21 protein-coding genes and 1 pseudogene are annotated in these 24,482 nt (G+C 57.4%); 15 read left to right on the forward strand and 7 right to left on the reverse strand.

Annotation, left to right across the window (positions count from 1 at the left end; translation table 11 throughout):
* Positions 1-266 (forward strand): annotated as a pseudogene (locus ACR0MI_RS17110) (aminotransferase class III-fold pyridoxal phosphate-dependent enzyme); the annotation flags it as partial.
* A 33-nt stretch (positions 267-299) separates the two neighbouring features.
* On the opposite strand, the gene hpaR reads toward ACR0MI_RS17110, so the two are convergent.
* Complete coding sequence (hpaR, locus tag ACR0MI_RS17115) at positions 300-740, reverse strand: homoprotocatechuate degradation operon regulator HpaR (RefSeq protein WP_170611294.1); 441 nt, start codon at positions 738-740, stop codon at positions 300-302.
* 109 nt (positions 741-849) lie between these two features.
* Between hpaR and ACR0MI_RS17120 the strand changes: the two genes are divergently transcribed.
* The 9 genes from ACR0MI_RS17120 (at position 850) to ACR0MI_RS17160 (ending at position 11,343) form a co-directional block, all read left to right on the forward strand.
* Positions 850-1,263: a 5-carboxymethyl-2-hydroxymuconate Delta-isomerase gene (locus ACR0MI_RS17120; RefSeq protein ID WP_170619387.1), complete on the forward strand. Its 414-nt coding sequence runs from the start codon at positions 850-852 to the stop codon at positions 1,261-1,263.
* Between the two features lie 3 nt (positions 1,264-1,266).
* Positions 1,267-2,775: a 5-carboxymethyl-2-hydroxymuconate semialdehyde dehydrogenase gene (hpaE, locus tag ACR0MI_RS17125; protein ID WP_170611290.1), complete on the forward strand. Its 1,509-nt coding sequence runs from the start codon at positions 1,267-1,269 to the stop codon at positions 2,773-2,775.
* A 141-nt stretch (positions 2,776-2,916) separates the two neighbouring features.
* Positions 2,917-3,759 carry a 3,4-dihydroxyphenylacetate 2,3-dioxygenase gene (gene hpaD / locus ACR0MI_RS17130; RefSeq protein WP_170611288.1) on the forward strand — a complete coding sequence of 281 codons (843 nt, stop codon included), beginning with the start codon at positions 2,917-2,919 and terminating at the stop codon, positions 3,757-3,759.
* 69 nt (positions 3,760-3,828) lie between these two features.
* On the forward strand, positions 3,829-4,683 hold the full coding sequence (locus ACR0MI_RS17135) for a fumarylacetoacetate hydrolase family protein (RefSeq protein ID WP_170611286.1): 855 nt from the start codon (positions 3,829-3,831) through the stop codon (positions 4,681-4,683).
* Complete coding sequence (hpaH, locus tag ACR0MI_RS17140) at positions 4,680-5,480, forward strand: 2-oxo-hept-4-ene-1,7-dioate hydratase (RefSeq protein ID WP_170611284.1); 801 nt, start codon at positions 4,680-4,682, stop codon at positions 5,478-5,480. Before ACR0MI_RS17135 ends, hpaH begins: the two co-directional genes overlap by 4 nt.
* Positions 5,481-5,492: 12 nt before the next feature.
* Positions 5,493-6,548, forward strand: coding sequence for an aldolase/citrate lyase family protein (locus tag ACR0MI_RS17145; protein ID WP_170816900.1), 1,056 nt, complete (start codon positions 5,493-5,495; stop codon positions 6,546-6,548).
* Positions 6,549-6,629: 81 nt separating this feature from the next.
* Entirely contained in the window at positions 6,630-7,382 is a 753-nt protein-coding gene (locus tag ACR0MI_RS17150; RefSeq protein ID WP_170611280.1) for an IclR family transcriptional regulator, read from the forward strand.
* A 172-nt stretch (positions 7,383-7,554) separates the two neighbouring features.
* Positions 7,555-10,017: an FAD-dependent oxidoreductase gene (locus ACR0MI_RS17155; RefSeq protein ID WP_170816901.1), complete on the forward strand. Its 2,463-nt coding sequence runs from the start codon at positions 7,555-7,557 to the stop codon at positions 10,015-10,017.
* A 78-nt stretch (positions 10,018-10,095) separates the two neighbouring features.
* On the forward strand, positions 10,096-11,343 hold the full coding sequence (locus ACR0MI_RS17160; protein ID WP_170611277.1) for a Tm-1-like ATP-binding domain-containing protein: 1,248 nt from the start codon (positions 10,096-10,098) through the stop codon (positions 11,341-11,343).
* Between the two features lie 131 nt (positions 11,344-11,474).
* On the opposite strand, the gene ACR0MI_RS17165 is transcribed toward ACR0MI_RS17160, so the two are convergent.
* Positions 11,475-11,981, reverse strand: coding sequence for a phage holin family protein (locus ACR0MI_RS17165; protein WP_170816902.1), 507 nt, complete (start codon positions 11,979-11,981; stop codon positions 11,475-11,477).
* A gap of 9 nt (positions 11,982-11,990) precedes the next feature.
* Entirely contained in the window at positions 11,991-12,269 is a 279-nt protein-coding gene (locus ACR0MI_RS17170; RefSeq protein ID WP_170611274.1) for a hypothetical protein, read from the reverse strand.
* 216 nt (positions 12,270-12,485) lie between these two features.
* Between ACR0MI_RS17170 and ACR0MI_RS17175 the strand changes: the two genes are divergently transcribed.
* The gene (locus ACR0MI_RS17175; RefSeq protein ID WP_170611272.1) at positions 12,486-13,538 is read left to right on the forward strand and encodes a Hint domain-containing protein; all 1,053 of its coding nucleotides are present in this window, start codon (positions 12,486-12,488) and stop codon (positions 13,536-13,538) included.
* A gap of 255 nt (positions 13,539-13,793) precedes the next feature.
* On the opposite strand, the gene ACR0MI_RS17180 is transcribed toward ACR0MI_RS17175, so the two are convergent.
* On the reverse strand, positions 13,794-15,848 hold the full coding sequence (locus ACR0MI_RS17180; RefSeq protein WP_170619386.1) for an alkyl sulfatase dimerization domain-containing protein: 2,055 nt from the start codon (positions 15,846-15,848) through the stop codon (positions 13,794-13,796).
* Positions 15,849-16,100: 252 nt separating this feature from the next.
* Between ACR0MI_RS17180 and ACR0MI_RS17185 the strand changes: the two genes are divergently transcribed.
* Positions 16,101-17,810 (forward strand): hypothetical protein, encoded by a 1,710-nt coding sequence (locus ACR0MI_RS17185; RefSeq protein ID WP_170816903.1) that lies wholly within the window; start codon positions 16,101-16,103, stop codon positions 17,808-17,810.
* 1 nt (position 17,811) lies between these two features.
* On the opposite strand, the gene ACR0MI_RS17190 is transcribed toward ACR0MI_RS17185, so the two are convergent.
* Genes ACR0MI_RS17190 through ACR0MI_RS17200 form a run of 3 tightly spaced genes read right to left on the reverse strand, consistent with a single transcriptional unit; the run spans position 17,812 to position 21,645 of the window.
* Positions 17,812-18,477, reverse strand: coding sequence for a D-lyxose/D-mannose family sugar isomerase (locus tag ACR0MI_RS17190; RefSeq protein ID WP_170611266.1), 666 nt, complete (start codon positions 18,475-18,477; stop codon positions 17,812-17,814).
* A 17-nt stretch (positions 18,478-18,494) separates the two neighbouring features.
* A complete protein-coding gene (locus ACR0MI_RS17195) occupies positions 18,495-19,421 on the reverse strand; it encodes a carbohydrate kinase family protein (protein ID WP_170611263.1) in 927 nt (308 codons plus the stop codon).
* A 25-nt stretch (positions 19,422-19,446) separates the two neighbouring features.
* Positions 19,447-21,645, reverse strand: a complete 2,199-nt coding sequence (locus ACR0MI_RS17200; protein ID WP_170611260.1) for a family 1 glycosylhydrolase — start codon at positions 21,643-21,645, stop codon at positions 19,447-19,449.
* A 213-nt stretch (positions 21,646-21,858) separates the two neighbouring features.
* Here ACR0MI_RS17200 and ACR0MI_RS17205 point away from each other — a divergent pair, with 213 nt between their 5' ends.
* Genes ACR0MI_RS17205 through ACR0MI_RS17215 form a run of 3 tightly spaced genes read left to right on the forward strand, consistent with a single transcriptional unit; the run spans position 21,859 to position 24,429 of the window.
* A complete protein-coding gene (locus ACR0MI_RS17205) occupies positions 21,859-22,611 on the forward strand; it encodes a sugar phosphate isomerase/epimerase family protein (protein WP_170611257.1) in 753 nt (250 codons plus the stop codon).
* Positions 22,611-23,657, forward strand: a complete 1,047-nt coding sequence (locus tag ACR0MI_RS17210; protein WP_170611254.1) for a LacI family transcriptional regulator — start codon at positions 22,611-22,613, stop codon at positions 23,655-23,657. Before ACR0MI_RS17205 ends, ACR0MI_RS17210 begins: the two co-directional genes overlap by 1 nt.
* Positions 23,658-23,679: 22 nt before the next feature.
* Complete coding sequence (locus ACR0MI_RS17215; protein WP_170611251.1) at positions 23,680-24,429, forward strand: basic amino acid ABC transporter substrate-binding protein; 750 nt, start codon at positions 23,680-23,682, stop codon at positions 24,427-24,429.
* Positions 24,430-24,482: the final 53 nt, after the last annotated feature.

Genomic DNA, 24,482 nt, shown 5'->3' on the forward strand with positions numbered 1-24,482 from the left:
AAAAATTGGCTGAAAAACACGACGCAATGTGAGATGTGCGCGGAGGAGAGGGCCTGATGTGTGCGCTGGAACTGGTATCTGATCGTGCAACCAAGGCGCCGATTGCCAAGCATCTGCCCTTGCAGGTGCAGAAGGCGGCATACGAAGATGGCGTGATGGTCCGTGTGTCGGGCAACAACATCATTCTGTCGCCGCCGCTGGTCATTACGTCCGATGATGTGGCTAAGATCCTGTCGGCACTGGATACCGGTTTGTCGACACTTTAGATGCGTGGCTGGCCCCGTCCTGTTTGGGCGGGGTCAGACCTTGACGGCCTGCAACTCCTCAAGCAGGTCCAGAAGGTCGTCCAGCTTGTCCTGACCCATCTGTTCTTCAATGCGATCATAAATTGCAAGGGATGTCGGAAGATTCTCGGTCAGGATTCCACGACCTGTATCCGTGATCTTCACCATCGACCGGCGCTTGTCCTGACTGTCTTGGCGGCGTGTAATCTGGCCGTCTGCTTCCATGGCGCGCAGAATGCGGGTGAGGCTGGGCAACAGAAGACAGGCCTCTTTCGAGATGGCGCTTTGTTCCATTTCACCAAACTCATCCAGAACGCGAAGAATGCGCCACTTCTGTTCTGTAAGCTGAATGTTGTTCAACATGTCCCGAATGGGCGCCATGACTGTTTCGCGGGCACGCAGCAGCGCAATCGGAAGCGCGCGGGAAGTGCTTTTGGTGTGGCTTTGTGTGGTCATGCCGTTTTCTAGAGCGCTGCTTCCGGAATTGCAAAGATTAACAAGTCAAGTTCTTGACACGTGGTGACGAAAATACTAAACATGTTTACTAATTAAGGGGACGGGAACCATGCCGCATTTCCACATCGATTACTCTGGCAACCTTGAAGACTGGGTCGATATGGATGGTTTGTGCGAGTGTGTGCGCGCAACGGCCGCCGCAATTGACACGTTTCCGGTGGCAGGTATTCGCGTACGCGCCACGCGGGTCGATCACTATTCCATTGCCGACGGGAACCCGGCGCATGGTTTTGTCGATATTTCGATCCGACTGCGCGCCGGTCGCCCCGAAGACGTCAAGCAGGACGCAACGCAGCGCATATTCGAAGCGGTAAGGGCGTATCTTGAACCGGCCCTTTCGAAGCACTCCATCGCTCTGTCGGTTGAGATGCGTGACATCGATCCGGACCTTTCGCCCAAGACCGGCACTATCAGAGAGCATCTGGGCCGGGACCAATTGGCTGCAACCCAGCAGGAGACCTGAACCATGAGCGCCTTGGACACCAATATCGAAAAATTGGCGGGGTTTCTGGCCCGGTTCAAAGAGGCAGGCATCAAGAACCGCATTGCGGGCGAAGATCGCGACGGGGCGGCGGGGGTGTTTCAATCCACTTCGCCAGTGGACAAGTCCGTGATCTGCGATGTGGCCCATGGGACGGCGGATGACATCGATGCGGCGGCCAACGCAGCCCATTCAACATTCGCCGCGTGGCGCGATATGCCCGCCACCGAACGCCGCCGTATCCTGCTGCACGTGGCCGACGCGATCGAGGCGCGTGCCGAGGAAATTGCCCTGTGTGAGTGCTGGGACACCGGTCAAACCCTGCGTTTCATGTCCAAGGCGGCGCTGCGCGGTGCCGAGAACTTCCGTTATTTCGCTGATCAGGTGGTGCAGGCAAGGGACGGACAGCATCTTAAGTCACCGACCTTGATGAACATCACCACCCGCGTTCCAATTGGCCCGGTGGGTGTCATTACTCCGTGGAACACGCCGTTCATGCTGTCGACCTGGAAGATCGCACCGGCACTGGCAGCGGGTTGTACCGTCGTTCACAAACCGGCCGAAGATTCACCGCTGTCGGCGCGTTTACTGGTCGAAATCGCGGAAGAGGCTGGTCTGCCCAAGGGTGTTCTGAACACCGTGAACGGTTTTGGACCGAATGCCGGTAAGGCGTTGACCGAACATCCGCTGATCAAGGCCATTGCTTTTGTCGGAGAAAGCCGCACCGGCAGCATAATCACAAAGCAGGGCGCGGATACGCTCAAGCGGATGCATCTGGAACTGGGCGGCAAGAACCCGGTGATTGTCTTCGATGACGCCGACCTGGACCGCGCGCTGGATGCCGTGATTTTCATGATCTACTCGATCAATGGGGAACGTTGCACATCGTCTTCGCGTTTGCTGGTACAAGACACCATCAAAAACGAGTTCGAGGCCAAGCTGGTAGAACGCGTGAACAGCATCAAGGTCGGTCACCCACTGGACCCGGCGACCGAGATCGGCCCGCTGGTAACGGAAGAGCACTACAATAAAGTCACCTCGTATTTCGACATCGCCAAAGACGATGGCGCGACTATCGCAGCCGGCGGCGTCAAAGTGGGGGACGAAGGGTATTTCGTGCGGCCAACCTTGTTTACAAATGCCAACAACCAGATGCGCATCGCGCGCGAGGAAGTATTTGGTCCGGTTCTGACGTCCATCCCATTCTCGACCGAAGAAGAGGCGCTACAGATCGCAAATGACACGCCTTACGGCCTTACCGGTTACGTCTGGACCAACGACCTGACGCGTGCCCTGCGGTTCACGGACAAACTGGAAGCAGGTATGATCTGGGTGAACTCGGAAAATGTGCGCCACCTGCCCACGCCCTTCGGCGGCGTCAAGGCTTCGGGTATCGGCCGGGACGGCGGCGACTGGAGCTTTGAGTTCTACATGGAACAGAAGCATGTTGGCTTTGCCACCGGTCAGCACAAGATCATGCAACTTGGGAAATAATATCGTGCAGCCTGATCCCTTGGCAGGGGTTGGCTGACTATAGTTGAATCAGGAAGTGCGCATCATTGGTCCATCAAACGCTCGGACCATAGGACATTCTGGCTGTCAGGCCTTACGTCACGATCATAAGGAGGAACCGTCATGGGAAAGATAGTACAGGCCGCGAAAATCACGCATGTGCCCAGCATCTGGATGTCCCACACGATGCCGAAATACAAAGGCATCCGGCAACCCGCCATCGACGGATACGCACGCCTGCGTCAGGATGCAATTGACCGCAAGGTGGATACGTTTGTTGTGTTCGACACCCACTGGATCACCAATCAGGGATTCCATCTGAACACGAAAGAGCACCACAAAGGCCGTTTCATCAGCCACGAGTTGCCGCACATGCTGGCGGACATGGAGTTTGACTATCGCGGGGATCACGAATTGGGGGAAACCATCCTTGACGTCTTGCGTGAGCGGGGGGAGAGGGCCCTTGGCCATTCACATCCCGATATGGGCATGGAATACGGCACCCTTTTGCCCATGCATTTCATCAATGACGGTGTAAATGCGCGGGTGCTACCCGTCGCCGTCAATCAGTTCTCGTCGATTGCCGAAAACCGTGTCTGGGGCGAGGCCATCGCCGAAGGTATCCGCCGTTCCGACCGCAATGTGTCAATTCTCGCATCTGGTTCGCTGAGCCATGACTTTACGCCCAACGAGCGCTCGGTCGAAGGGCTGAACGCCGTGAATGGCGAGTTCAATCGTCAGATGGATATGCGTGTACTGGAGCTGTGGGAACAGGGTCGGTTTGAAGAGTTTTTGGAAATGCTTCCCGACTACGCCAGGAAATGCACGGGTGAGTGCGCGATGAACGACACCGCCTTGCTGTTCGGCGCGCTGGGTTGGGGCAGCTACAAGGGCCAGATCGACATTTACACACCGTATTTCGGAAGCTCCGGCACGGGGCAGGCCAACATCAGCTTCTCGGTCTGAGGTCGGGACGCGGGTTCGTATGGTATGTTTTCTCTGCATGGGTGGCAGCAAGGCCGCCGAGGAGGCCTGATGCGCTTTGCAACTTACACCGCCAATGGCGCAACCTTTTTCGGTGCCATTACCAAGGACGGCGCAATTGCGCTGAATGGCGAATTTCCAAACCACAGCAGTTTGTTCGAGGTCATCGCCGCCGGAGCGTTTGACCAACTGGTTGAAAAAGCGGACGGCAAACCCGTAACTCACGAAGATTTCACCTATGAAATGGTGATGCCCGACGCCCGCCGTATCCTCTGTGTCGGCGTGAACTTCCCGGACCGTAACGCGGAATACCAGGATGGCAGCGCGCAACCGAAATACATGTCTTTGTTCCCGCGTTTTGCCAGCGGTTTTACGGGACATGACCGCCCTCTGATCCGCCCGCCGGAAAACCACACGCTGGATTACGAAGGCGAGGTGGCCATCGTGATTGGCAAGGCGGGCCGCAGGATTTCGCAAGACGACGCATATGATCACATCGCGGCACTCACGCTTTGCAATGAGGGTACGATCCGCGATTGGGTGCGCCACGCCAAGTTCAACGTCACACAGGGCAAGAACTGGGACAGAACCGGCGCGATCGGCCCTTGGCTGGTGCCTTTCACCGACGCGGCCCAGTTGGACGACGCCCGCATTCAGACGCATGTCAACGGCGAGTTGCGTCAGGACGATAAGTTGAGTCGGATGATGTTCCCGATCCGGCGCGAGATCGAGTACATCTCGACCTTCATGACGCTACAGCCCGGCGATATCATCGTCACCGGGACGCCAACCGGCGCAGGTGCACGGTTTGACCCGCCGAAATACCTGGCCCCCGGCGATGTGGTCGAGGTTTCTGTCGACGGCATCGGCACACTGCGCAACACCGTCGAGGATGAACAGGTATGACCCCTGAAGATTACGCTCGCGCGGCCGCCGATCTGTTGCGGGCCGAGCAGACGCGCGAACAGATCGGTCTGCTGACACTGCGGCATCCCGACATGGGAATCGACGATGCCTATGCGGTGCAGAACGCCGTCCATCGCGCCAAACTGGCCGAAGGGCGCAAGGTGATTGGCTGGAAGATCGGGCTGACCTCTAAGGCGATGCAATACGCGCTGAATATCGACATTCCCGACAGTGGCATCCTGTTCGATGACATGGCCTTTGAAAATGGTGGCACAGTGCCTGCGGGCCGTTTCATCCAGCCTCGAATCGAGGCCGAGATCGCCTTTGTCATGAAAACCGCCTTGGCTGGGGAACATGTCTCCCGCGCGGATGTCATCGCTGCGACTGATTATGTCGCGCCGTCTATCGAAATCCTCGACACTCGTATTCAGCGGGTCGATCCAAAGACCAGCAAGGCACGCACCGTATTTGACACGATCAGCGACAACGCCGCCAATGCCGGCATCGTACTGGGTGCAGAACGTCACGCCATCGACACTTTCGATCTGCGCTGGGTTGGCGCACTGACATTCCGCAATGGCGAAATCGAAGAAACCGGCCTGGGTGCAGGTGTTCTGAATGATCCTGTCGAAAGCGTTGTCTGGCTTGCCCGGCGCATGGCACAATATGGTCAGAGCATCGAGCCGGGCCAGGTGATCCTGTCGGGTAGCTTCATTCGCCCTGTCGAATGTCCTTCGGGCACCGAAATCCACGCCGATTTCGGCTCGTTCGGCTCGGTCGACATACAATTCGCTTAAAGGAGGCTCAGAATGCCCGCGCCACAGAACCCGTTCAAAGCCGCACTGAAGGCCGGGCAACCTCAGATCGGTTGCTGGTTGGGCATGGCCGATGCCTATGCCGCTGAAATAGCGGCCACATCACGGTTCGACTGGCTATTGGTGGATGGTGAGCATGCGCCCAACGACCTGCGCACGGTATTGGAGCAAGTGCGCGTTATCGACGGTTCGGGCAGCCATCCGGTGGCCCGGTTGCCGATTGGCGAGACCTGGATGATCAAGCAATATCTCGATGCCGGGGTGCAGACCATTCTTGTGCCGATGGTCGAAAGCGGCGATCAGGCGCGGCAACTGGTTCGGGCTGTGCAATACCCACCGCAAGGTGTCCGGGGGGTTGGATCATCAATGGCGCGGGCTTCGCGATTTGGCGCAATTCCGGACTACCTTACAACAGCGGACGAACAGGTGTGCCTGCTGGTTCAGGTTGAGAACCGACTGGGCATGGCCGCTCTGGATGACATACTGACAACGGATGTGGACGGTGTTTTTATTGGCCCTGCCGATCTTGCCGCGGATATGGGCCACCTGGATAACGCCAGTCATCCCGATGTGGTCGAGGCGATTTTTGATGCCCTGACGCGGATCACCGCCGCTGGCAAGGCTGCGGGTATCCTGACACTCGACCCCGGAATGCAACGCCAATGCCTGGATCTGGGCGTGACCTTTCTGGCGACAAGTATTGATGTAACCCTGTTTGCCTCGGCTATACGCGGCGCTGCCGACGCGGCGCTGGCGTTGTTGCCGGACCAAAGTGTCACGGGCGTTGCACAGACAAGTGCTGGCAGCAAATATCTACAGCAGCTGTGCAAGCATTGGTCCCACAAGGCCGAAGTTTTCTTTGACGACACCCAAGGGAGTGTGGCCTTTGCGAGCGGCAATGCTGTCACGCTGACGGCGGACGAAAACAGCCTGACCATCTCGGCCGCAACCGGACCCCGGGGCGACCTTGCCCGGTGGCAAGAGGTGATCGAAGCCCACCTGGCGCGGTTTGCTTTTCGTGAGGAGTTCAGCATCGACTGGGCGTCTTAGTCACGTTCTGACATGCAGACGAGGGTGCGGTGGCATGATTGTCTTGTCATTTCTGGATTATGCCTTTGAGAGGAGATCGAAATGAAAACTGTCGACAAAGCCATGCTGCTGCTGCGCCAGTTTTCTTTGGAAAGCCTCGAAATCGGTCTGAACGACCTGGCGCGGGCAACAGGGCAAGACAAGGCGGTCACGCGCAGGCTGCTGGTCTCACTCATCAGTCATGGGTTCATCGAACAGAACCCTGAGAACCGAAAATACCGTTTGGGCCACGGATTTCTCTCGCTGGCCAGGTTGAGAGAGGCCACCGTTCCGATGGTGAAAGCAACGCAAATCGTATCTCAATGGTTGTCCGCCCAGGCAAATGAAACAGTGCATGTCGGTATTCCCGGCGACAAGGGGATGGCGACCGCGGCCTTCACATTGCCGCCGCGTGGGAATGTGATCAACCTGCGGCCCGCGGATTCCTACCCATTTCATTCGTCGTCTTCGGGTCTTGCGTATTTGTCGTTCTGTTCGGATCAGACGCGCGAGCAATTGTTGGCACTCAAACGGGAAAAGCTGACGCCGTACACCGTGACGGATTTGGAGACGCTCAGGAAGCTGATCTCGGAGACCCGAGCCCGAGGGTTTGCCTGCAGTCGCAATGCAGTTGACATCGGCGTTGCCAGCGTAGCGATGCCGTTTTTCACCGATGGCAAAGATCCTGCAGGTACCGTTGCCATTGCCGTTCCCGAAGCGAGTTTGGATGAAGCCCGAACAGAGGAACTTGCCGTGCTTCTCCAAACCGCAGTGGAAAAGCTTGAAATCGCACTGACTGGCGCACCAAGGCCCTGATGAAGGAATGGTGCGTTATTCGCACCAACGGTGCGAACAATTGTGATTCCTGACCATTCTTTGGCACACAAGACCCGATAGCGCGGGGTGGATCCGGCAAAGCCTGACCCCACGGCGTTCGTGATCCGAAACCCCGAAGATCGGCTGCTTTGCAGACTGAAGGATTGTTTTGATGCCCGACCCTTTTCCTGAACAAGCGCCTGTAGTGATCATCGGTGGTGGTATCATCGGCATCTCGACCCTGTATCATCTGGCAAAGCGCGGCGTTCCCGCAGTTCTGGTCGAGCGGCGGAAGATCGCCAGCGGAACAACCTGGCATGCAGCCGGGATCGTCGGGCAGTTACGCGACAGCACGGCACAGACCGAGCTGGGCAAATATACAGCGCGCCTTTTCAGCGATCTGGAAATCGAAACCGGACAGGCGACCGGCTACAAGCCAAACGGCACGATCAATCTGGCAATCGGCGATGTGCGCCACGAACAACTGCTGCGCAGCCACGACCACGCAGCCCGCATGGGGATCGAGACCTTCATGCTGTCCCGCGACGAGTTGAAAGAGAAATGGCCATGGATCGAAACCGATGACGTGAAATCCGCATTCTTTGTTCCGTCGAATGGCCAGGTGAACCCGCTTGACGTCACGGTCGCGCTTAGCAAGGGCGCGCGGGCCATGGGGGCACAGGTGTTCGAAAACACCAGGGTTGATCGTCTTGTCATCCGGGATGGCAAGGTGGTTGGTGTCGACACAGAATGGGGCGTGATTGCGACCAACAAGGTGTTGCTGGCGGGCGGCATGTGGAGCCACCTGTTTGCCAAGGCACACGGAGTAACCGTGCCGCTGCACGCGACTGAACATTTCTATATTGTCACCGAACTTGTGGACGGCCTGCTCAGGACCCAGCCGATTTTGAACATCGCCGAAGAGCGGACCTATTGGAAAGAAGACACTGGCAAGCTGCTGATCGGGTCATTCGAAAAGCATGGCAAGCCCTATGGCAGGAACGGCATCCCCGAAGACTTCGAATTCGACGAGCTGCCGTTTGACATGGAACACGTCGAACCGAATCTTGAGAAGATGTTCGAACGCATGCCTGCACTGGGCGAGATGGGCATACAGACATTTTTCAACGGGCCCGAGAGTTTTACACCCGATGGATGTCCCTATCTGGGTCCGACCAGCGAAATCAAAGGACTGTTTGTCGCCGCCGGCATGAACTCGAACGGAATCCTTAACTCGGGTGGTGTTGGTCTGACAATGGCGGAATGGATGACCGACGGCGCTCCGTCGCGGGGCATGGGCCCGATGCTGGCCCGCCGGGCGCACCCATTCCAGCGCAATACCAAATACAATCATGACCGCAGCGCCGAGTCAGTGGGCTTCCATTATGGCGTCAACTGGGTCGGACGGCAGGTCCATTCGGCCCGCGGCGTGCGTCGGGTGCCGTTGCATGATCGGCTGAAAGAGGCAGGCGCGACATTTGCCGAGCGGATCGGCTGGGAGGTGCCGATGTACTACGACCCCGAAAAAAAGGGTTGGAACGAAGAACCGAGTCTGCGGCGCAAAGACTGGGCACCGCACGTCAGCGCCGAATGTCTGGCCGCCCGGGATGCTGCTGTGCTGATCGATCAATCAATGTATTCGAAAATTCAGGTGCAGGGTCCGGACGCTGTCAAAGCGCTGAACAAGGTCTGCGGCGCGCAGATGGATGTCGCGGTCGGCACCTCGGTCTACACCCAGTTCCTGAACGCGCGCGGCGGGATCGAGGCCGATGTGACCGTGACCAGAACTGCACAGAACTGTTTCATGGTGATTACAGGCCATCCCAGCCAGATGCGCGATCAGGCATGGATCAAGGATCACGCCGAACCGGGCTGGCGGTTCGAGGAGCTCGACGCGACCTCGGGCTATGGCCTGATCACGATCCACGGTCCAAGATCGCGCGACATTCTGTCTGCCATCTCGGGCGATGACCTGTCGAACGAGGCCTTCCCCTTTGGCGCGGCGCGAGAAATCGACATGGCTTATGCCCGAGGGTGGGCTATTCGGCGCTCGTTCATTGGTGAACTCGGGTACGAGCTGATGATACCCACCGAGTTCGTCGCTGGTGTCTATGAAGCGCTGATTGCGGCGGGCAAACCGCACGGAATGCTCCATATGGGAATGTTCGCCATGAACGCGTGTAGGCTCGAGAAGGGCTTCCGACATTTCGGGCATGATATCGCCGAGGATGACACGCCTTATGAAACCGGGCTGGGGTTTGCGGTGGCTTTGGACAAAGAGGAAGACTTCCTTGGCATGGACGTTCTGACTGAACAGAAGGCTGGCGGTGCCGCGACTGCGCACCGCACCGTATCCTGCAAAGTTGACGACCTGGATGCTGAAACCGGTCCGTATCTGATTCACAACGAGCCTGTGTGGAAGAACGGCAGGATTGTGGGGCATGTCACCTCGGGCGACTGGGGCTTCCGGTTGCAGGCGATGGTCGGTTTGGCCAGCCTGCACCATGAGGAAGGTGTCACAAAGGCCTGGATCGACGAGGGCGGCTTTGACGTTCAAATCGCCGGGGAAATGTACCCGCTAAGGGTTCAGTTTGCGCCGTACTACGACCCCAAAGGAGAGTTGATGCGGGGCTGACACCAGACCAGGGAAGCTCAATTGACAATTGCGCAGCCCAGTTCTTAATATGTTAATTAAAATTCAGCGGAGGACCTCATGGCGGACAAGACGATCCTTGTCGTTGGGACATATGACACCAAAAACGACGAGTTGGAGTTCATGGCGGCAAAGATCCGTTCCTTGGGCGGTGGTGTGCTGACCCTGGACGTCAGTGTTCTGGGCGACCCCGCCAATCCCACCGACTATTCGAAACATGATGTGGCCAAGGCGGGTGGTAGCTCGATTCAGGCTGCCATAGACAGCGGCAGCGAACATGTGGCTATGCAGATCATGTCCGCCGGGGCCTGTGTCCTGACCCGCCGCTTGCACGATCAGGGCCTGATTGACGGTGTGATCATACTGGGCGGCACCATGGGTACCGATCTTGCGCTGGATGTCTGTCAATCGTTGCCCATCGGAGTGCCCAAATACGTCGTCTCGACCGTGTCCTTCTCGGCCCTGATCCCGGCCGAGCGTCTTTCGCCGGACATCCAGATGATCCTTTGGGCCGGGGGGTTGTATGGGTTGAATGCGATCTGCAAATCGTCGCTGTCACAGGCGGCAGGCGCCGTTTTGGGGGCCGCGCGCGCGGCAGAACCGGCCAAAAGCGGGCGTCCGATGGTGGGTGTCACCTCATTGGGGACCTCATGCCTCAAATACATCAAGACACTCAAACCTGCGTTGGAAGAGCGCGGTTATGAAGTTGCCGTATTTCATGCCATGGGCATGGGCGGCATGGCCTTTGAACAGATCGCAGGCCAAAACGGCTTTGTCTGCGTTATGGACTTTGCCGGGTGCGAATTGGGCAATCTGCTGGCCGGTTCCGTTGTGAACGCAGGCAAGGACCGGCATCGCGGGGCAGGGCGGGCCGGCATTCCGCAGATCGTGGCCCCGGGCTGCATGGACCTGATCGATTTTGCGGGCTGGCAAGACATCCCGGAACGGTTTTTGAACCGTCCGATCCACACCCACAACAAATTGGTCAAGAACACCTACTACACTGCTGACGAGCGGCGCGAAATTGCCCACGAACTGAACAAGCGCCTTGGCGAAAGTCCCGCGCCCACCCATCTGATCATACCGCGCGGCGGCATCGAGGAATGGGACCGCCCGGGTGGAGATTGTCACGACCCAGATGGCCTGAGCGCGTTTATTGAGGCTCTGACAACTACCGTCGCACCTTCGGTTCAGGCAACCGCACTGGACGCCCATATCAATGACCCGGAATTCTGCATCACCGCCCTGGAGATATTCGACCTATGGGTCGCGCAGGGCATTGTTCCTGCCAGTGAACCTGCAGCCTAAAGCGCGCTGCTTCCGTCCGGAGTGCGCTTGGGAACCTTTGGCCATTCGACTGTGACCCTCGCATGCCTGTAGGCGCGAGGGCATCGGCGAAGGACATTTCGACCTCTGTAGCGGCCGTTCGTTTAGTTAGATTAGGCGTCAGTCTTGGACTCTGAGGCTTTCTGGTCCGTTTTTGAGCGATCGGAAGCGCGTCGCGCCAGTATCTTCACAATTACGGCGGCCAGTTCGGGCGCGATTGTCCCAAAAGGGTCCCGTGACATCTTTTTGACATGCGTAATCGCGTCCTGCGCCTGTGTCAGCCCGTCGCGGATTTCTTCTTCGATGTCTGCCAGCGCCATGTCGCGCAATTCAGTCACTGTTTCACTGTCGGACTGCGAGGACATTGATTTGGCAAAGAGGGCCAGCAAAACCGCCAACACAAGGTTCGCTGCGGCAACCAGAAGCGCCGACAGCGGTTTCGATAGTGTTTCTGACAATGCGAAATAGCCTGCGACATTCAGCATGATCACAGCCAGCCCCACGGCCAGACCGGCCGCAGCATAAAGCCCGGTTCGGCGCGCCGCGATGGTAAATTGCCGCTGGGCAATCAGCCGTTCTGAACGTAGGACGATCGACAAGTTTCTGGAAATACGGCTCATGATACGCTCCTACCGAGACCGGCCAATCAAATACCCAAGGGCAAAGACACCAAGGGCAAACAGGATCGGCTTTTTGTGGGGCAAATCTTCCAGTTCGGTCAGCACATCTTCGATCTGCCCGGGAAGATGTCGCAGATTTTCGGCCCAAGCTTCTGATATTATCTCGTGATCAGGTGTCTGTGGGTCATTGGTTTCGCGATGTTCAATCGGCTTCTCGTTGCGGGAATACTCCGCCAATTGGCGCTTTAACTCAGCAACCTGCTGTTCAAGCTCTGCTTTTGTGACCATCCCTTTGGACCCTTCTGCCCCGGTGTTCTGTTTGGCTACCTGAGCCTCGCGGTTGGTGTCCGGGGTCTCTGTTCATCAAGAATTAATTGATTGGCGTGCAAGGTAGCAACTTCGTGGACATGTGTGATCGGTTCTGCTGCACAAAAGTTCCTTATTTAAGCCCAACTTAACTCAGTATAACAAATGAAGCGTGTTTCGCGAGCGTGAGGTCACTTTATGGCGAATTATTCGTATATCGGGTATGATCCCAGCGTAATAACCGTCTCGTTTTTTGGCGGCGGTGTCACGCTGTCCAATACGTATGACCCGAATGCGGACCGGGTGTTGTTTTCGGTGGTTGACGGCGCTGGAGGGACGCTGGTCAATGGCGCGCCGGACAATGGCACGGATTTCAACGGTGACAGATTCAACAACGAAGTTGGCGATGACCTGACGCAGACAGGCGACGTGACCAGTCTGGACGGGTCTGTCACGTTCCTGAGTGGCAATATCTACCTCGAAGAATCCTATCAGCTTTTCAAACCGGGCGGCGGAACGATCGACGTGTTCCGGGTCGAGGTCGACGGCACCTTGGCCGGTTATATCACGTCCGAACCGCTTGTTCCGGGCACCAACTACCCGTTCTCAATCTCAAATGTAACGCCAGGAAACGCGCCGGATACCACTGACCCCGACGCAATTGTCGATGTACCCTGTTTCGTGAAAGGTACCCTGATCGGCACACCAGACGGTTCAAGGCCTGTCGAAAGCCTGATGGCCGGAGATCTGGTTGATACAGCGGACGGGCAGGCCAGGAAAATTCGATGGATCGGATCACGCACCCTGGATTTGTCCGCGCAGCGGCATCTGACACCGATCCGGATAGCGCAAGGGGCACTCGCGCCGAACTCTCCGTCGTCGGATCTGATGGTATCGCCAAACCACCGGATGCTGGTGACGAAGCCTGTCAATGAAATCCACTTTGGTGACCAGGCGGTGCTGGTCGCGGCCAAGCATTTGCTGGGCTTACCCGGCGTGTCAGTCGCGGCGGACGTGTCGCAGGTAACCTATTTCCATTTCATCTTCGACAGGCATGAAATCGTGCATTCAAATGGCGCGTTTTCTGAAAGCCTTTATCCCGGTGACATCGCCGCGCGAGGCTTCTCAGAGGAGTCCTGGAACGAGATCGTCGAGATTTTTCCCGAGATTGCCGATGGCGTTTGTAGGAACTACGGCCCGACGGCGGCGCGGGTTCTGAAAAAACACGAAGCCAGCATCATGGTGGGCTGACTTCCGGACTGGAACCAACCTGAAGATCGTTGATTGCGGGGGCCTGAAGGCTCACGAAGCGCCATTGTTTTGCGGATGAGGTCTGATTTCACGCACGTCCCTGTGGTGGCGTTCGGCGGCAAAAAAGACATTCTAGCCTCACAAGAAAGGCGAAAAAGACGGGCCGCTGGGGCAGCCCGTCTTTCGGCAGGACAAACCTGCCTCCACAACGTTGCCGGTTCGGTGTGATAAGGAACCGGTTGGCTGATCGGGGAATCAGCCGCCGTTGGAGTTCGCAAGGGGTGGCTGAGCAAAATCGTTGGCAGGGGCCGTCAGGTCCTGCGCGCCGGTCCCGGGCATCAGCTCAAACCCCAGATCGATCTGGTCCAGAGTTGAGGCCAGTTGCGCCACCAGATCCGCATTGCCTTCGGACTTCGCCGTTCCGTCCGCCAGCATATCTGTCAGCTTCCGCTTTCCGGTCATGACCTGTTCCAGGTCGGTACGGTTCAGAGCAATCGAAAGGTCGGCGTCATCAGCTTTTTGGCCCACGATGTGGGTCAGCGTGGCGTTGCTCATCTCGACCACGATGTTTTCGTCCCGATCGGGGATCGTCAGATTGATCGTGAACTCCATCCCTGCCGCTTTGGCGCTGTTGACGCGGATGCCAAGAAAGTCCAACCACATGCTTGTCGGCATGGCCTTGATCGTATCCGGGCCGGTGGTTTCGATGGTGGCGCCCTGAGGGATACCATTGCGCAGTTCATAGGCCGCCCCCAGAAACGAGTTGCGGACCGAGGGGCTTTCCTTCTGATATTCAATCTGTTCGAAGGCATCGGCCAGCAAGTCCTTGGCGGTCTGGTTCTGCGGCTCGGCGTAGACAAGTTTGTTGAGGATCTCTGTCGCTTCGAGATATCTCTCGGCAGCCACCAGTTCCTGACCTTTTGCCATGATCAGCTCGGCGCCGCCCATCATCTCGACAAACAATGGTGCGCTGTCTTCGGGCGAAAGGGGCGTCAGCGTCGTCGGGTTGGCATCCCAATAACCCAGATAGCGGTTAATCACTGCGCGGCTGTTATGCTCGACCGAGCCATGATAGCTGCGTGCCGCCCATTGATCCTGAAGGCTCTGCGGCACCTCATAGACGTTGTGGACCTGATTGATGGTCACGCCCTTGTTGGCCAGGTTCAGAACCCCGTTGTTGAGGTTGGCATAGGTGTCGCGCTGTGCCCGCATCACGTCCTGAATACGATCATTGCCGAAACGCGGCCATGAGTGCGAGGCGAACATCAGTTCGGCATCCTGCCCGAATTCGTAAAGCGCATCGTTGATATGCTTGGACCAGCTCAGCGCATCACGGACCAGCGCACCGCGCAGAGTGTAGATGTTATGGATGGTGCCGGTGATGTTTTCAGCCGCCCAGAATGCTTTGAGGTCGGGGAAGTAGGTATTCATCTCCGCCGGGGCCTCGGTACCCGGTGTGTTCTGGAAGATCATGCGCACGCCGTCGATGGTGATCTCTTCATAGTCATCCGAGACATAGCGGGTCGGTTCAATCAGGCCGGTGGTTCCGGCCGAGATGTTCTTGCCGATCGACTGGTCCACATGGCCGTAAGGATTTCGCGGCAGCAGAACGCCGTATTGGAAGAACAGCCGGCGGTTCATCACATTGCCTGCGTAAACGTTCTCGGAAACAGCATGTTCCATGAAACCGGCAGGCGCGATGACTTCAACGCCATTGGCGACATCTTCGTCGGTAATGACACCGCGCACACCGCCATAGTGGTCGGCGTGAGAGTGTGAATAAACCACCGCTTTGACCGGCAACTCACCCACCGTGTCGTTCAGCAGTTTCAATGCGGCCGCGGCGGTTTCCTTCGACGCCAGCGGGTCAAAGATGATCCAGCCGTTTTCGCCGCGAATAAAGGAAATATTCGACAGGTCAAAGCCACGCACCTGATAGATCTGGCCTTCCAGAATTTCAAACAGGCCGTAGTTCATGTTCAAAACTGCCTGACGTTGCAGCGACGGGTGGATCGAATCGAACTCCTGTCCGTCTTCCAGCAGGAAGTCATAGCTGCCGATATCCCAGGCCACAGTTCCGTCCTCGGTCGTGATCTGGCGATAATCGGGAAGGGCGATCAGGCCTTTACGGCTTTCTTCAAAATCCCGCTGATCCTCGAACGGCAGGGTGTTGCGCAATTTTTCCTGAAACTTGACCGTGAACTCCGAGGGCAGTTTGCCCTTGGGATCAAAATGCTCCTGTGCGGCTACAAGACTGGCGGAGACAGTCGGCAAAGCGGTGGAATGGGCCAGAATGTGTCGACGTGCCATAGGTTGGGCAGCTCCAATTGATAAATGCTCGATCGTGGTTTTCAGGAGCGTGTTCAGATGTTCCGTTCCGCATTCGTGGAAGTTTGGAAAGACAAACCGATCACCTGCAGCAACTCCTGTTGAAGCAAAGGCTGTTATGCATTCGCGCGCGCTCGTGAAGTGCGAACATGTTGCTACCTGGGCGGTAGTAGACGTAAAAGCGGCGAAACATTTGCCATAAGAGCCGATAACAAAACCATTTTTCAGAACTGGATGCCGGATTTGGCCATATCAGAGCGGGATATCCGCACGCAGCTGCAGCGCCTTCTTGACCACCCAGAGTTTTCAGCGACGCCCCAGCGCAGGGCCTTTTTGGCGTATGTGGTCGACGAATACCTGGCCGGCCGGGCCGGCCATATCAAGGGCGTGTCGATTGCCATGTCGGTCTTTGACCGCGATGCCAGTTTCGATCAGCAATCCGATCCGGTTGTCCGGCTTGAAGCGCGCCGTCTACGTCAGGACATCGATGGGTTCTATGCCGGTCCTGGTCGCGACGATCCGATACGTCTCAGCATTCCCAAGGGCGGTTATGCGCCGCGGTTCGAACGGATGACGTTTGCCCAACCCAGTTCTGTTCAACCCGCATCAGAGCCTATGAAAAAGGAAGGCCGGTCGCGATCCACCAGAATAATTCTGGCGTCGTGCCTTGGGATGGTATGTGCAGTGATCTGGGCGGGATGGTCTGTCTTGTATGACCCGCCCTCGGAACGAGACCCGGGGTTGCCCAAGGGGCCAATCATTGCGGTCTTGCCGTTTGACTCATTGGGCGAGGCGTCCTTGGTTCTGGCTGATGGCATTACGCAACAACTGACGACCGAACTGATCAGTTTCAACGATTTGTGGGTTCTGCCACTGGGGACGGTTGGCCGTTTTCGGGGCGGCGACACCGACCCGCAGACGCTCCGGACTGAATTCAAAGCGGACTACGCGCTTGAAGGCAGCGTTCTGGAAACCAGAGATTCCCTGCGCTTGTCAGCGCGGCTGATCAATCTGGCCGAGGCGCGGTATGTCTGGGTGCGCAGTTATTCTGTCGGGCGGTCCCCGTCCGAGATCTATCGTGCTCAGGATCAGATAGTCCGGGACGTTACCGGGCAGTTGGCCGGCAAATACGGATTGCTGACACATGACGCGATGCGGTCCGCAGCCCGTAAACCGCCCAGAAACCGGGACGCCTATGACTGCGTTCTCGAGTATTACGCCTATCAGATCCGCATAAACCTCAGTCGCCACGCCGAGGTCAAATCCTGCATTCTGAAAGCGGTTGACCAAAATCCTGACTACGCCGAGGCATGGGCGGTTCTGTCGAACCTTTATCTGCAGCAGGTCCGGTTCAATCTGGGTGGCGATCGCACTCAGGTACTGCAATCTGCAAACGTGGCTGCGCGCCGGGCGTTGCAGATCGATCCCAACCTACCGACGGCTCATCTGATGCTGGCGAACCTGAGGTTTGTCATGGGTGACATGGATGGTTTCCGGAAGTCGGGTGCGGCAGCAATTGACCTTAATCCAAATGATGCGGCCATCTTGGCACATTATGGTATGCGCCGGGCCTTCGGCGGAGACTGGGATGAGGGGTTGGCACTGGTGGATCGCGCGATTGCGCTGAATCCGGTTTACCCCCATTGGTATCGGTTCCCGCGTGTCTTCTACCTGTTTGATCAGGGTGAATTCGAACAGGCCCTGACCGAGCTGAACCAGATCGAGATGCCGGATTTTTTCTGGACGCATCTGTGGCGCGCCGCCCTCAGTCACGAAGCCGGTCAGCCGGATCGCGCCAAGGCTGCAATCCGTGACCTGCTGAGACTTCAGCCGGAGTTTTCCGCCAACGCGCTGAAAACACTCTCTATCTGGCAACTGGATGAAGCATTCAAGCAGAAACTGCTGCGCAGTCTCAGCAACGCCGGACTGCCCGGCGACACCTGATTTAATAGTCTGCAACCAGCAAAAAGTCGGGGGCCACGTCTTCCTCAATTGAGGCGAAGCGGGGAATGGGATCTTCGAACACGTTGTCGGTACGGTCATCATTAACCGTGGACACCTCACCAATCAGACAATCGCCCTGTTCCGCCCAGAAAGCATGCCAGATACCGGGCATGAGTGTGACACTCTGGCCCGGTTTCAGCCGCAGATGCTCGCCCGGTTGGATTGTCACGGGGCAACTGTCGCTGGGTACGGTCACGGCATTATCGCGGTCTATGCCGCCCCCGGCGTCAGATCCATAGATTTCCATAACCAGGTCACCACCACCACGGTTGATGATGTCTTCAGCCTTGATGATATGCCGGTGCATGGGCGAAAGCTGTTTGTCCCGCGAAATCAGCAGTTTCTCGGCATACAGCATGCCACGCCCCTGATTTAGTTGGGTCACGTCGCCATTGCGCAGGGTGAACAGAAACAGGCCCAGTTCATCAAACCGACCTTGTCCGTAATCGGTGATATCCCAGCCCAGCCCTCGTTCGCGGATACCTGCAGCTTGCGGGCTGCGGATTTTATCGGGCGACCAGTCCGCAAAGGGTGGCAGAACCGCCCCGAAAGACTGGATGAAGGCCTGCGCTTCTGCCTTGATGCGATTGATTTCGGATCGTTTCACGAAAGACCTTCCTTTTCTTATAGCTCGTGCTGCCATGGCGGGTTTGCCCCGGCGCGGGATACGGTAACGGCAGCTACTTCGGCCCCCATTTCGAGGGCCGCGCGCAACTGGGTGCCGGACAGATTACGCAAGCGCGGTTTGGTCAGGTGACCCGACCCGTTCAATTGGGCCAACACGCCTGCATTGAATGTGTCGCCGGCGCCTACCGTGTCGACCACCTCTGCCGGTTTCACTGGCACCGAGACGTTCGATCCATCAGCAAGATACCCGGAAGCGCCGTCGCTGCCCCGAGTGACCAAAACCACGGCAGGACCGGCCTGCAGCAGCAAAGGAACCTTTTCTTCCAAAAGTTCCGGGCCCGGTATGATCCAGTTCAAATCTTCGTCCGAAACCTTGAGGATATCGGTTTGCGAAATCATGCGGTTCAGGCGGGTGCGGTATCTGGTCGGTTCCTTGATAAAGCCCGGGCGGATATTCGGATCCAGCATGACAGCGCGATCCGATCCGTGGCGGTCAAGCAACGCGGCATACGCATCAGCACAAGGCTCACACGCCAGACTTATCCCGCCGAAATACATTGCTGATACCGTTGTCAGCTGTTCTGGCATGTCTTCCGGGCGCAGCATGCGTCCTGCGGTGTTCTCGTCAACGAAACTGTATGTGGCTTGCCCGTTCTGCAATTGCACAAAGGCCAGCGTTGTTGGGCGGTCTGATGTTATCAGATGCGTGGTATCGACATGACTGTCGTTGAGCGCCTTTTCCAGTTGTCGGCCAAACATGTCCGTAGACAAACCTGTCAGCATCGCGGCCGGCGCCCCAAGACGACCCAGTGCAATGGCCGTATTGAAAACGGCACCGCCGGAATGGGGCACAAACCCCTGTTCCCCGGACAGCGTCGGAGAGGCAATCATATCAATCAAAGCTTCGCCACAACACAGGATCAAGATAGGGGTCCTTTCGGATTGGAGATCAGATGCCCTTGTCGCGCAGGGCGTTTTTGCAGAAGTTGTTTGCTCCGATTATGCCGAATTCAGCCTGCTCTGAAACATAGAGGTTCATCGACCGGCGCAACTCACTGAAGCGGCCACCTGCGTTGAAGGCCGCACAGAATGCGTCACGAAACAGCCAGCGGTTCTTTTCTGCCACACCGCCAACCAGATAAACGCCACCTAATGGCATGAGGGTCACCGCCAGATCGCCCATCATGGCGCCAAGATGCGTGGTGAACATTTGCGCCGCCTTCACCGCGAACGGATCAGTTTGCGCACGTGCATCCTGTAGGATGTCCCGGGCGTTGCGTTTTGGCGTGCCGGCATGACCCGCGGCCAGGCCAATAGCCTGATACAGAACCGGCAGGCCGGTGCCGCTCAGAAACATCTCGGCTTCCAGCACCAGACTGTCGTCAAAGAAACAATCGGGCGCGATGCTTCGGGCAGCGCGGAAGACCTCGACCTCGTCATCATGGCGCGGAGAGAGGCCGATATGGCCGCCTTCGCCCGACACGGTATGGTAGCGCCCTTCCGAGTAGAGCAAGGCGCCAACGCCAAGACCAGTGCCCGGTCCAACCACCAGCCGGGTTCCGGGCGGAGGTGTTTCGGACCCTTGCAGGACATCGACATCACTTGATGAGATTTCCGCTACCGACCAGGCGGCCGCGGTGAAGTCGTTAATGACGAATGTATTCTTCGCGCCCGTTGCCCGCCCGATGTCTGTTTCGGAAAGGTCCAGATGGGCGTTGGTCAACCGGATCGTTCCATTTTTTACCGGCCCGGCCCCGGCCGCGACCACCGCGCGCGGGTCGGTTCCGATGTCGTCCCTCATCTCGTGGAAGGCCGTGAGCAATTGGGAAAGATTGCCGGTCGGGTGTTTTCGCAATTCGGTCAGTTGCCCGTTCGAAATCACTCCGAGCCGGGTGTTGGTCCCACCGATATCGGCAACCAGGTTCCAATGTTCGTGCATGCGACCGGCAGGCTGCGCCATGGGACGCGCCAGAACCTCTACATTTGACAACGCGTTCTTTGTTGCTTCGAAGGATCCGTTTTCTGCAAACTTGTCATCGCTAGGCAAGGTTCGGGCGAAAAACCCTTCGACCGGCACGCCTTGACCCATTGCAGATTGAACCGCTCCAAGAGCTTGGTTCAGGCGTTCGGTCCCTTGTTCAACTGCGCGCTGACCGAGCTTCCGCCGAATGCCGTCGGTGACATAGATGGGCAGGTCGCCGGTGTATTCCTGTTGTATGTGTAACAGAAGCTTCGGCAGTTCGGGGCTGATTTTCTGTTCAAGCCCGTCTGGTGGATCGACGACTTCGCACGAAACACAGTTGAGGGCACACCAATCTATCGGCGCGCCAATCGTTTCGAAATCATCCTGCCAGCCATGTGGCAGCAGTTGCTCCAACTTGTCCGGTTCGTCTGCGGAATAGGTTTTGCGGAACAGGGCGTTGTTGATATAGCGCACGTGTGATCGGGAGCCATTCCCGACTGTGCGCTCTCCTTGGTTATCAGTAGTCGCAATTTCAGCCTGATCGACATCCAGCATGACGCCAAGATTGGTCATGCCCAGTCCGCGCATGGACTGGATCGACTGCCCGTGCGCCAACAGCAGATGGTGCATGGTACGCGCCGTAGTCCGTGTAAAGCGCTGTCCAGGGCTTTGGCGATTTGATTCAATAACGTCCTGTGGCGAGCAAATTGGGGCGACACTGTACATCCTGTCGCCGACACGGCCCATTATGACTTCCGTGAAGTCAGCGAACCAGCCGGCAACATCGCGATTTCGCCAACCTCCCAGGTCCGCAAGCGCCGTGGGCAAACCCTGGTGAAAAAGGGTGGCGCAGGGGCGTATGCCACGGTCCAGCAAAGCGTCTGCCAACCGGTCATAGTAATCAAGACCATCCGGACTGGCCGCGCCGCGGCCTTCGGGCATCACCCGTGTCCAGCTGACCGTGAAAGCCAAGCCGTCAAACCCGGCCTCGCTTACCGGATCGAGCCACTGTTCCAGCTTGCTGAGGGGGCCATACGCCGAACCAGCCAAGTTTTCGGTCGAAGCCGGAAGTGTTTCTTGCCCGACCAGACGCGGATCATCCCTGTTGGCTTCCTCGCCGTGGCAGGCAGGTGACGCCACGCCAAAGAGGAAATCTTTGGGAAAGTCGCTGCGTTTGAAATTCATGCTCGGAACCTGCCGGGGTCGGGAATGATTGCGCTACCATTTATCAGGTCCTTTTGCGGCAATCCAGATGTATGCGCAGTCAAAAATGACTTCTTCTGCTCAAATACCCGTCTTGGAATCCGGTCGGGACATCAGCTTTTTTCGGTGCTTGACAAAGAATGGCGGGTTGTTTCACGATGTTTGAAACGTTTCAATGAACTTAAACCGGTGTAAATGCGGATATCAGCCCAGCTATATACCGTGCGCCAGCTTGGCGATTTACGATCTCAGCTTGATCTGGTCGCGCACTGCGGATTTGCCGATGTTGAGACGGTCGGGTTTCACGGTCTCTCTGTATCGGAAATGACAAAGCAGGTGGGGCAATCCGGATTGAAGGTTCGGTCGGCACATTTTGAATGGGAAGACTTCGAAAGCCGGTTCGAAGAAATCATCACCTTGCTGAAGGGTTTGGAATGCCGAGTGGCCGTCATGCCTTGGCTGGCGCCCGAGGCCAGGCCCGACACTGCCCAGGGATGGTGGGTAGTGTCGGGCCAGTTGGCAAACTGGGCCGCGCGTCTGGCTGAGCACGGCATATGTCTGGCGTATCACAACCATGACTTTGAAATGGTCGGCCCCAGGGGTGAAACGCCGCTGGATATCATATTGTCCAGAAAGGCGTTGTATTGGCAGCCGGATATCGGATGGCTGGCATCTGCCGTTTCTGAACCCCACCATCTACTGAACCGATATTCCAACCGGATAACGTCGGCGCACGCAAAGGACGTGAAGCCCCGAGCCGGGCCCGAGGGTGATCTCTGGTGTGCGCCGGGGCAGGGGCTGGTCGACTGGGCGCTGGTGTTGCAGGCCCTGGCCGACAGTGCCTGCACTGACATTTTTGTTGAACATGACGACACGCAAAACCACTCAGAAATACTGAACTCTGGCCGTCGTTTCCTGCGCGACCGGTTTTTGGCCGGGGTCGGGTAATGGCGCGGGCGACGATCAAGTCGATAGCCAGACAAACCGGCTATTCGGTGGGAACCGTTTCCAATGCGCTGCGCGGGGCGGCGTCGGTCAAGGCGGAAACGCGCGAAGTGATCCAGGCCGCCGCGGCCAAAATGGGCTATCGGGTCAATCTGGACGGGCTGAAACTGCGCACCAATAAATCCTATCGCATTGCGGTTTTGGTCAGCGTATCCCCGGACACGGCCGATGAGTGGGAAGGGGTGGAATTCACCCGTATCGTGGCTGGAATCTCCAGTGCCCTTCAGGGGTCGCGGTATGAGTTGAGTGTGTTCAGCGTCTCGGACGTCACAGATGCGATGGCAAAACTGGGCCGGATTGTTCAGGACGGTCTGGCCGATGGTGTGATCTTTTCCGGTACATTACACGACGATCCGCGCATCGCGTTCCTGCAGAAAAAAGACTTTCCCTTCGTCACCATGGGCATGAGCGAAAGCAAAGCCCCACATGCCTACGTCGATCTGGACAGTCAGGCCGCAGCGCATGATGCAACGGCGCGCCTGATCCGGCTTGGGCACCGACGTATCGCCTTGGCCAACCCGCCAAAGAACCTGATTTATGCGACGCAACGACAGCAAGGCTATGCCACAGCGCTGTTGGCCGGGGGCTTGCCGGTAGAGCCGGAACTGATCTTCAACGGTCCGGTCACTGCAAAAACGGGGCAGCGGGTTTTCGATGATCTGATGCGCCTGCCGAACCGACCCAGCGCCTGCATATGCGCAAACGAAGCGATGACGCTTGGTGTATTGTCCGGCGCGCATCGCGCCGGTGTAAAGGTTGGACGGGATCTTGTGGTCATCTCGACCGATGACCTGCAACTCAGTCGGTACTTCGTTCCGCCACCCAGCACCTATTATGTGCCGATCGAAGAGACCAGCCAATTGCTGGGCGAGTACATGCTGAAAACGCTGGAGGGGGCTGACCCCACAAGGACACAAAAAAAGATCAGGGCCAGATTGATCGAGCGGCAACCTGACACTGCCGCGCCGCAAACGGCGCACACAAACTGAACCAACAGAGGAGTAGACGAAAATGTTCAAGAACTTGTTTGCCGCAGCGGCGCTGACCGCGCTGACCGCACCCGTGGCCATGGCCGCCGATCTGGAAGGGCGCGTGCTCAAAATCGGAACCGATGCCACCTATCCACCGATGGAAACCGTTGATGAATCCACGGGCCAGATCGTTGGTTTTGACGTGGATGTGATGAACGCGATCTGTGAAAAGGTGAATTGCGTTCCGAACTTCGTGAACACCGCCTGGGACGGCATCTTTGCGGCGCTTCAACAGGGCGAATTCGATCTGGTGATCTCGGGCGTGTCGATCACGCCGGAACGCGAAGAAACCATGGATTTCTCAGACCCCTATATCGTGGTCAGCCAGGCCATCCTGCTGCAGGTCGATAACTCTGACATGACACTGGATGACTTCAAGGCTGGCGGCCAGAAACTGGCGGCGCAAACCGGTACCACCAATGCACAGTTGGCCGAAGAACTGGTTGGGCGTGAGAATGTCAGCCTGTATGATAATTTCTCGGCCGCCATTTTGGCACTGCAGAACGCCGATGTGCAGGGCGTCATCATCGACGGAACTTCGGCTGCGGCTTACGAGCAGGAGTTTGCAGGTGAACTGACCGTGGGCATCACCGGTCTGCAGTCCGATCCGCTGGGCATCGTGTTTCAGGAAGGTGACGCCACCGTTGACGCGATCAACGAAGGGCTGGCGGCGATCAAGGAAGATGGCACGCTGGACGCCCTGGTCGGCAAGTACTGGAGTACTGAGTGATCTTCTGAACGAACAGATGGTCCGGCGGTTCTGACCGCCGGATCCAACCCCTG

This window comes from Ruegeria sp. D4 (assembly GCF_056534475.1).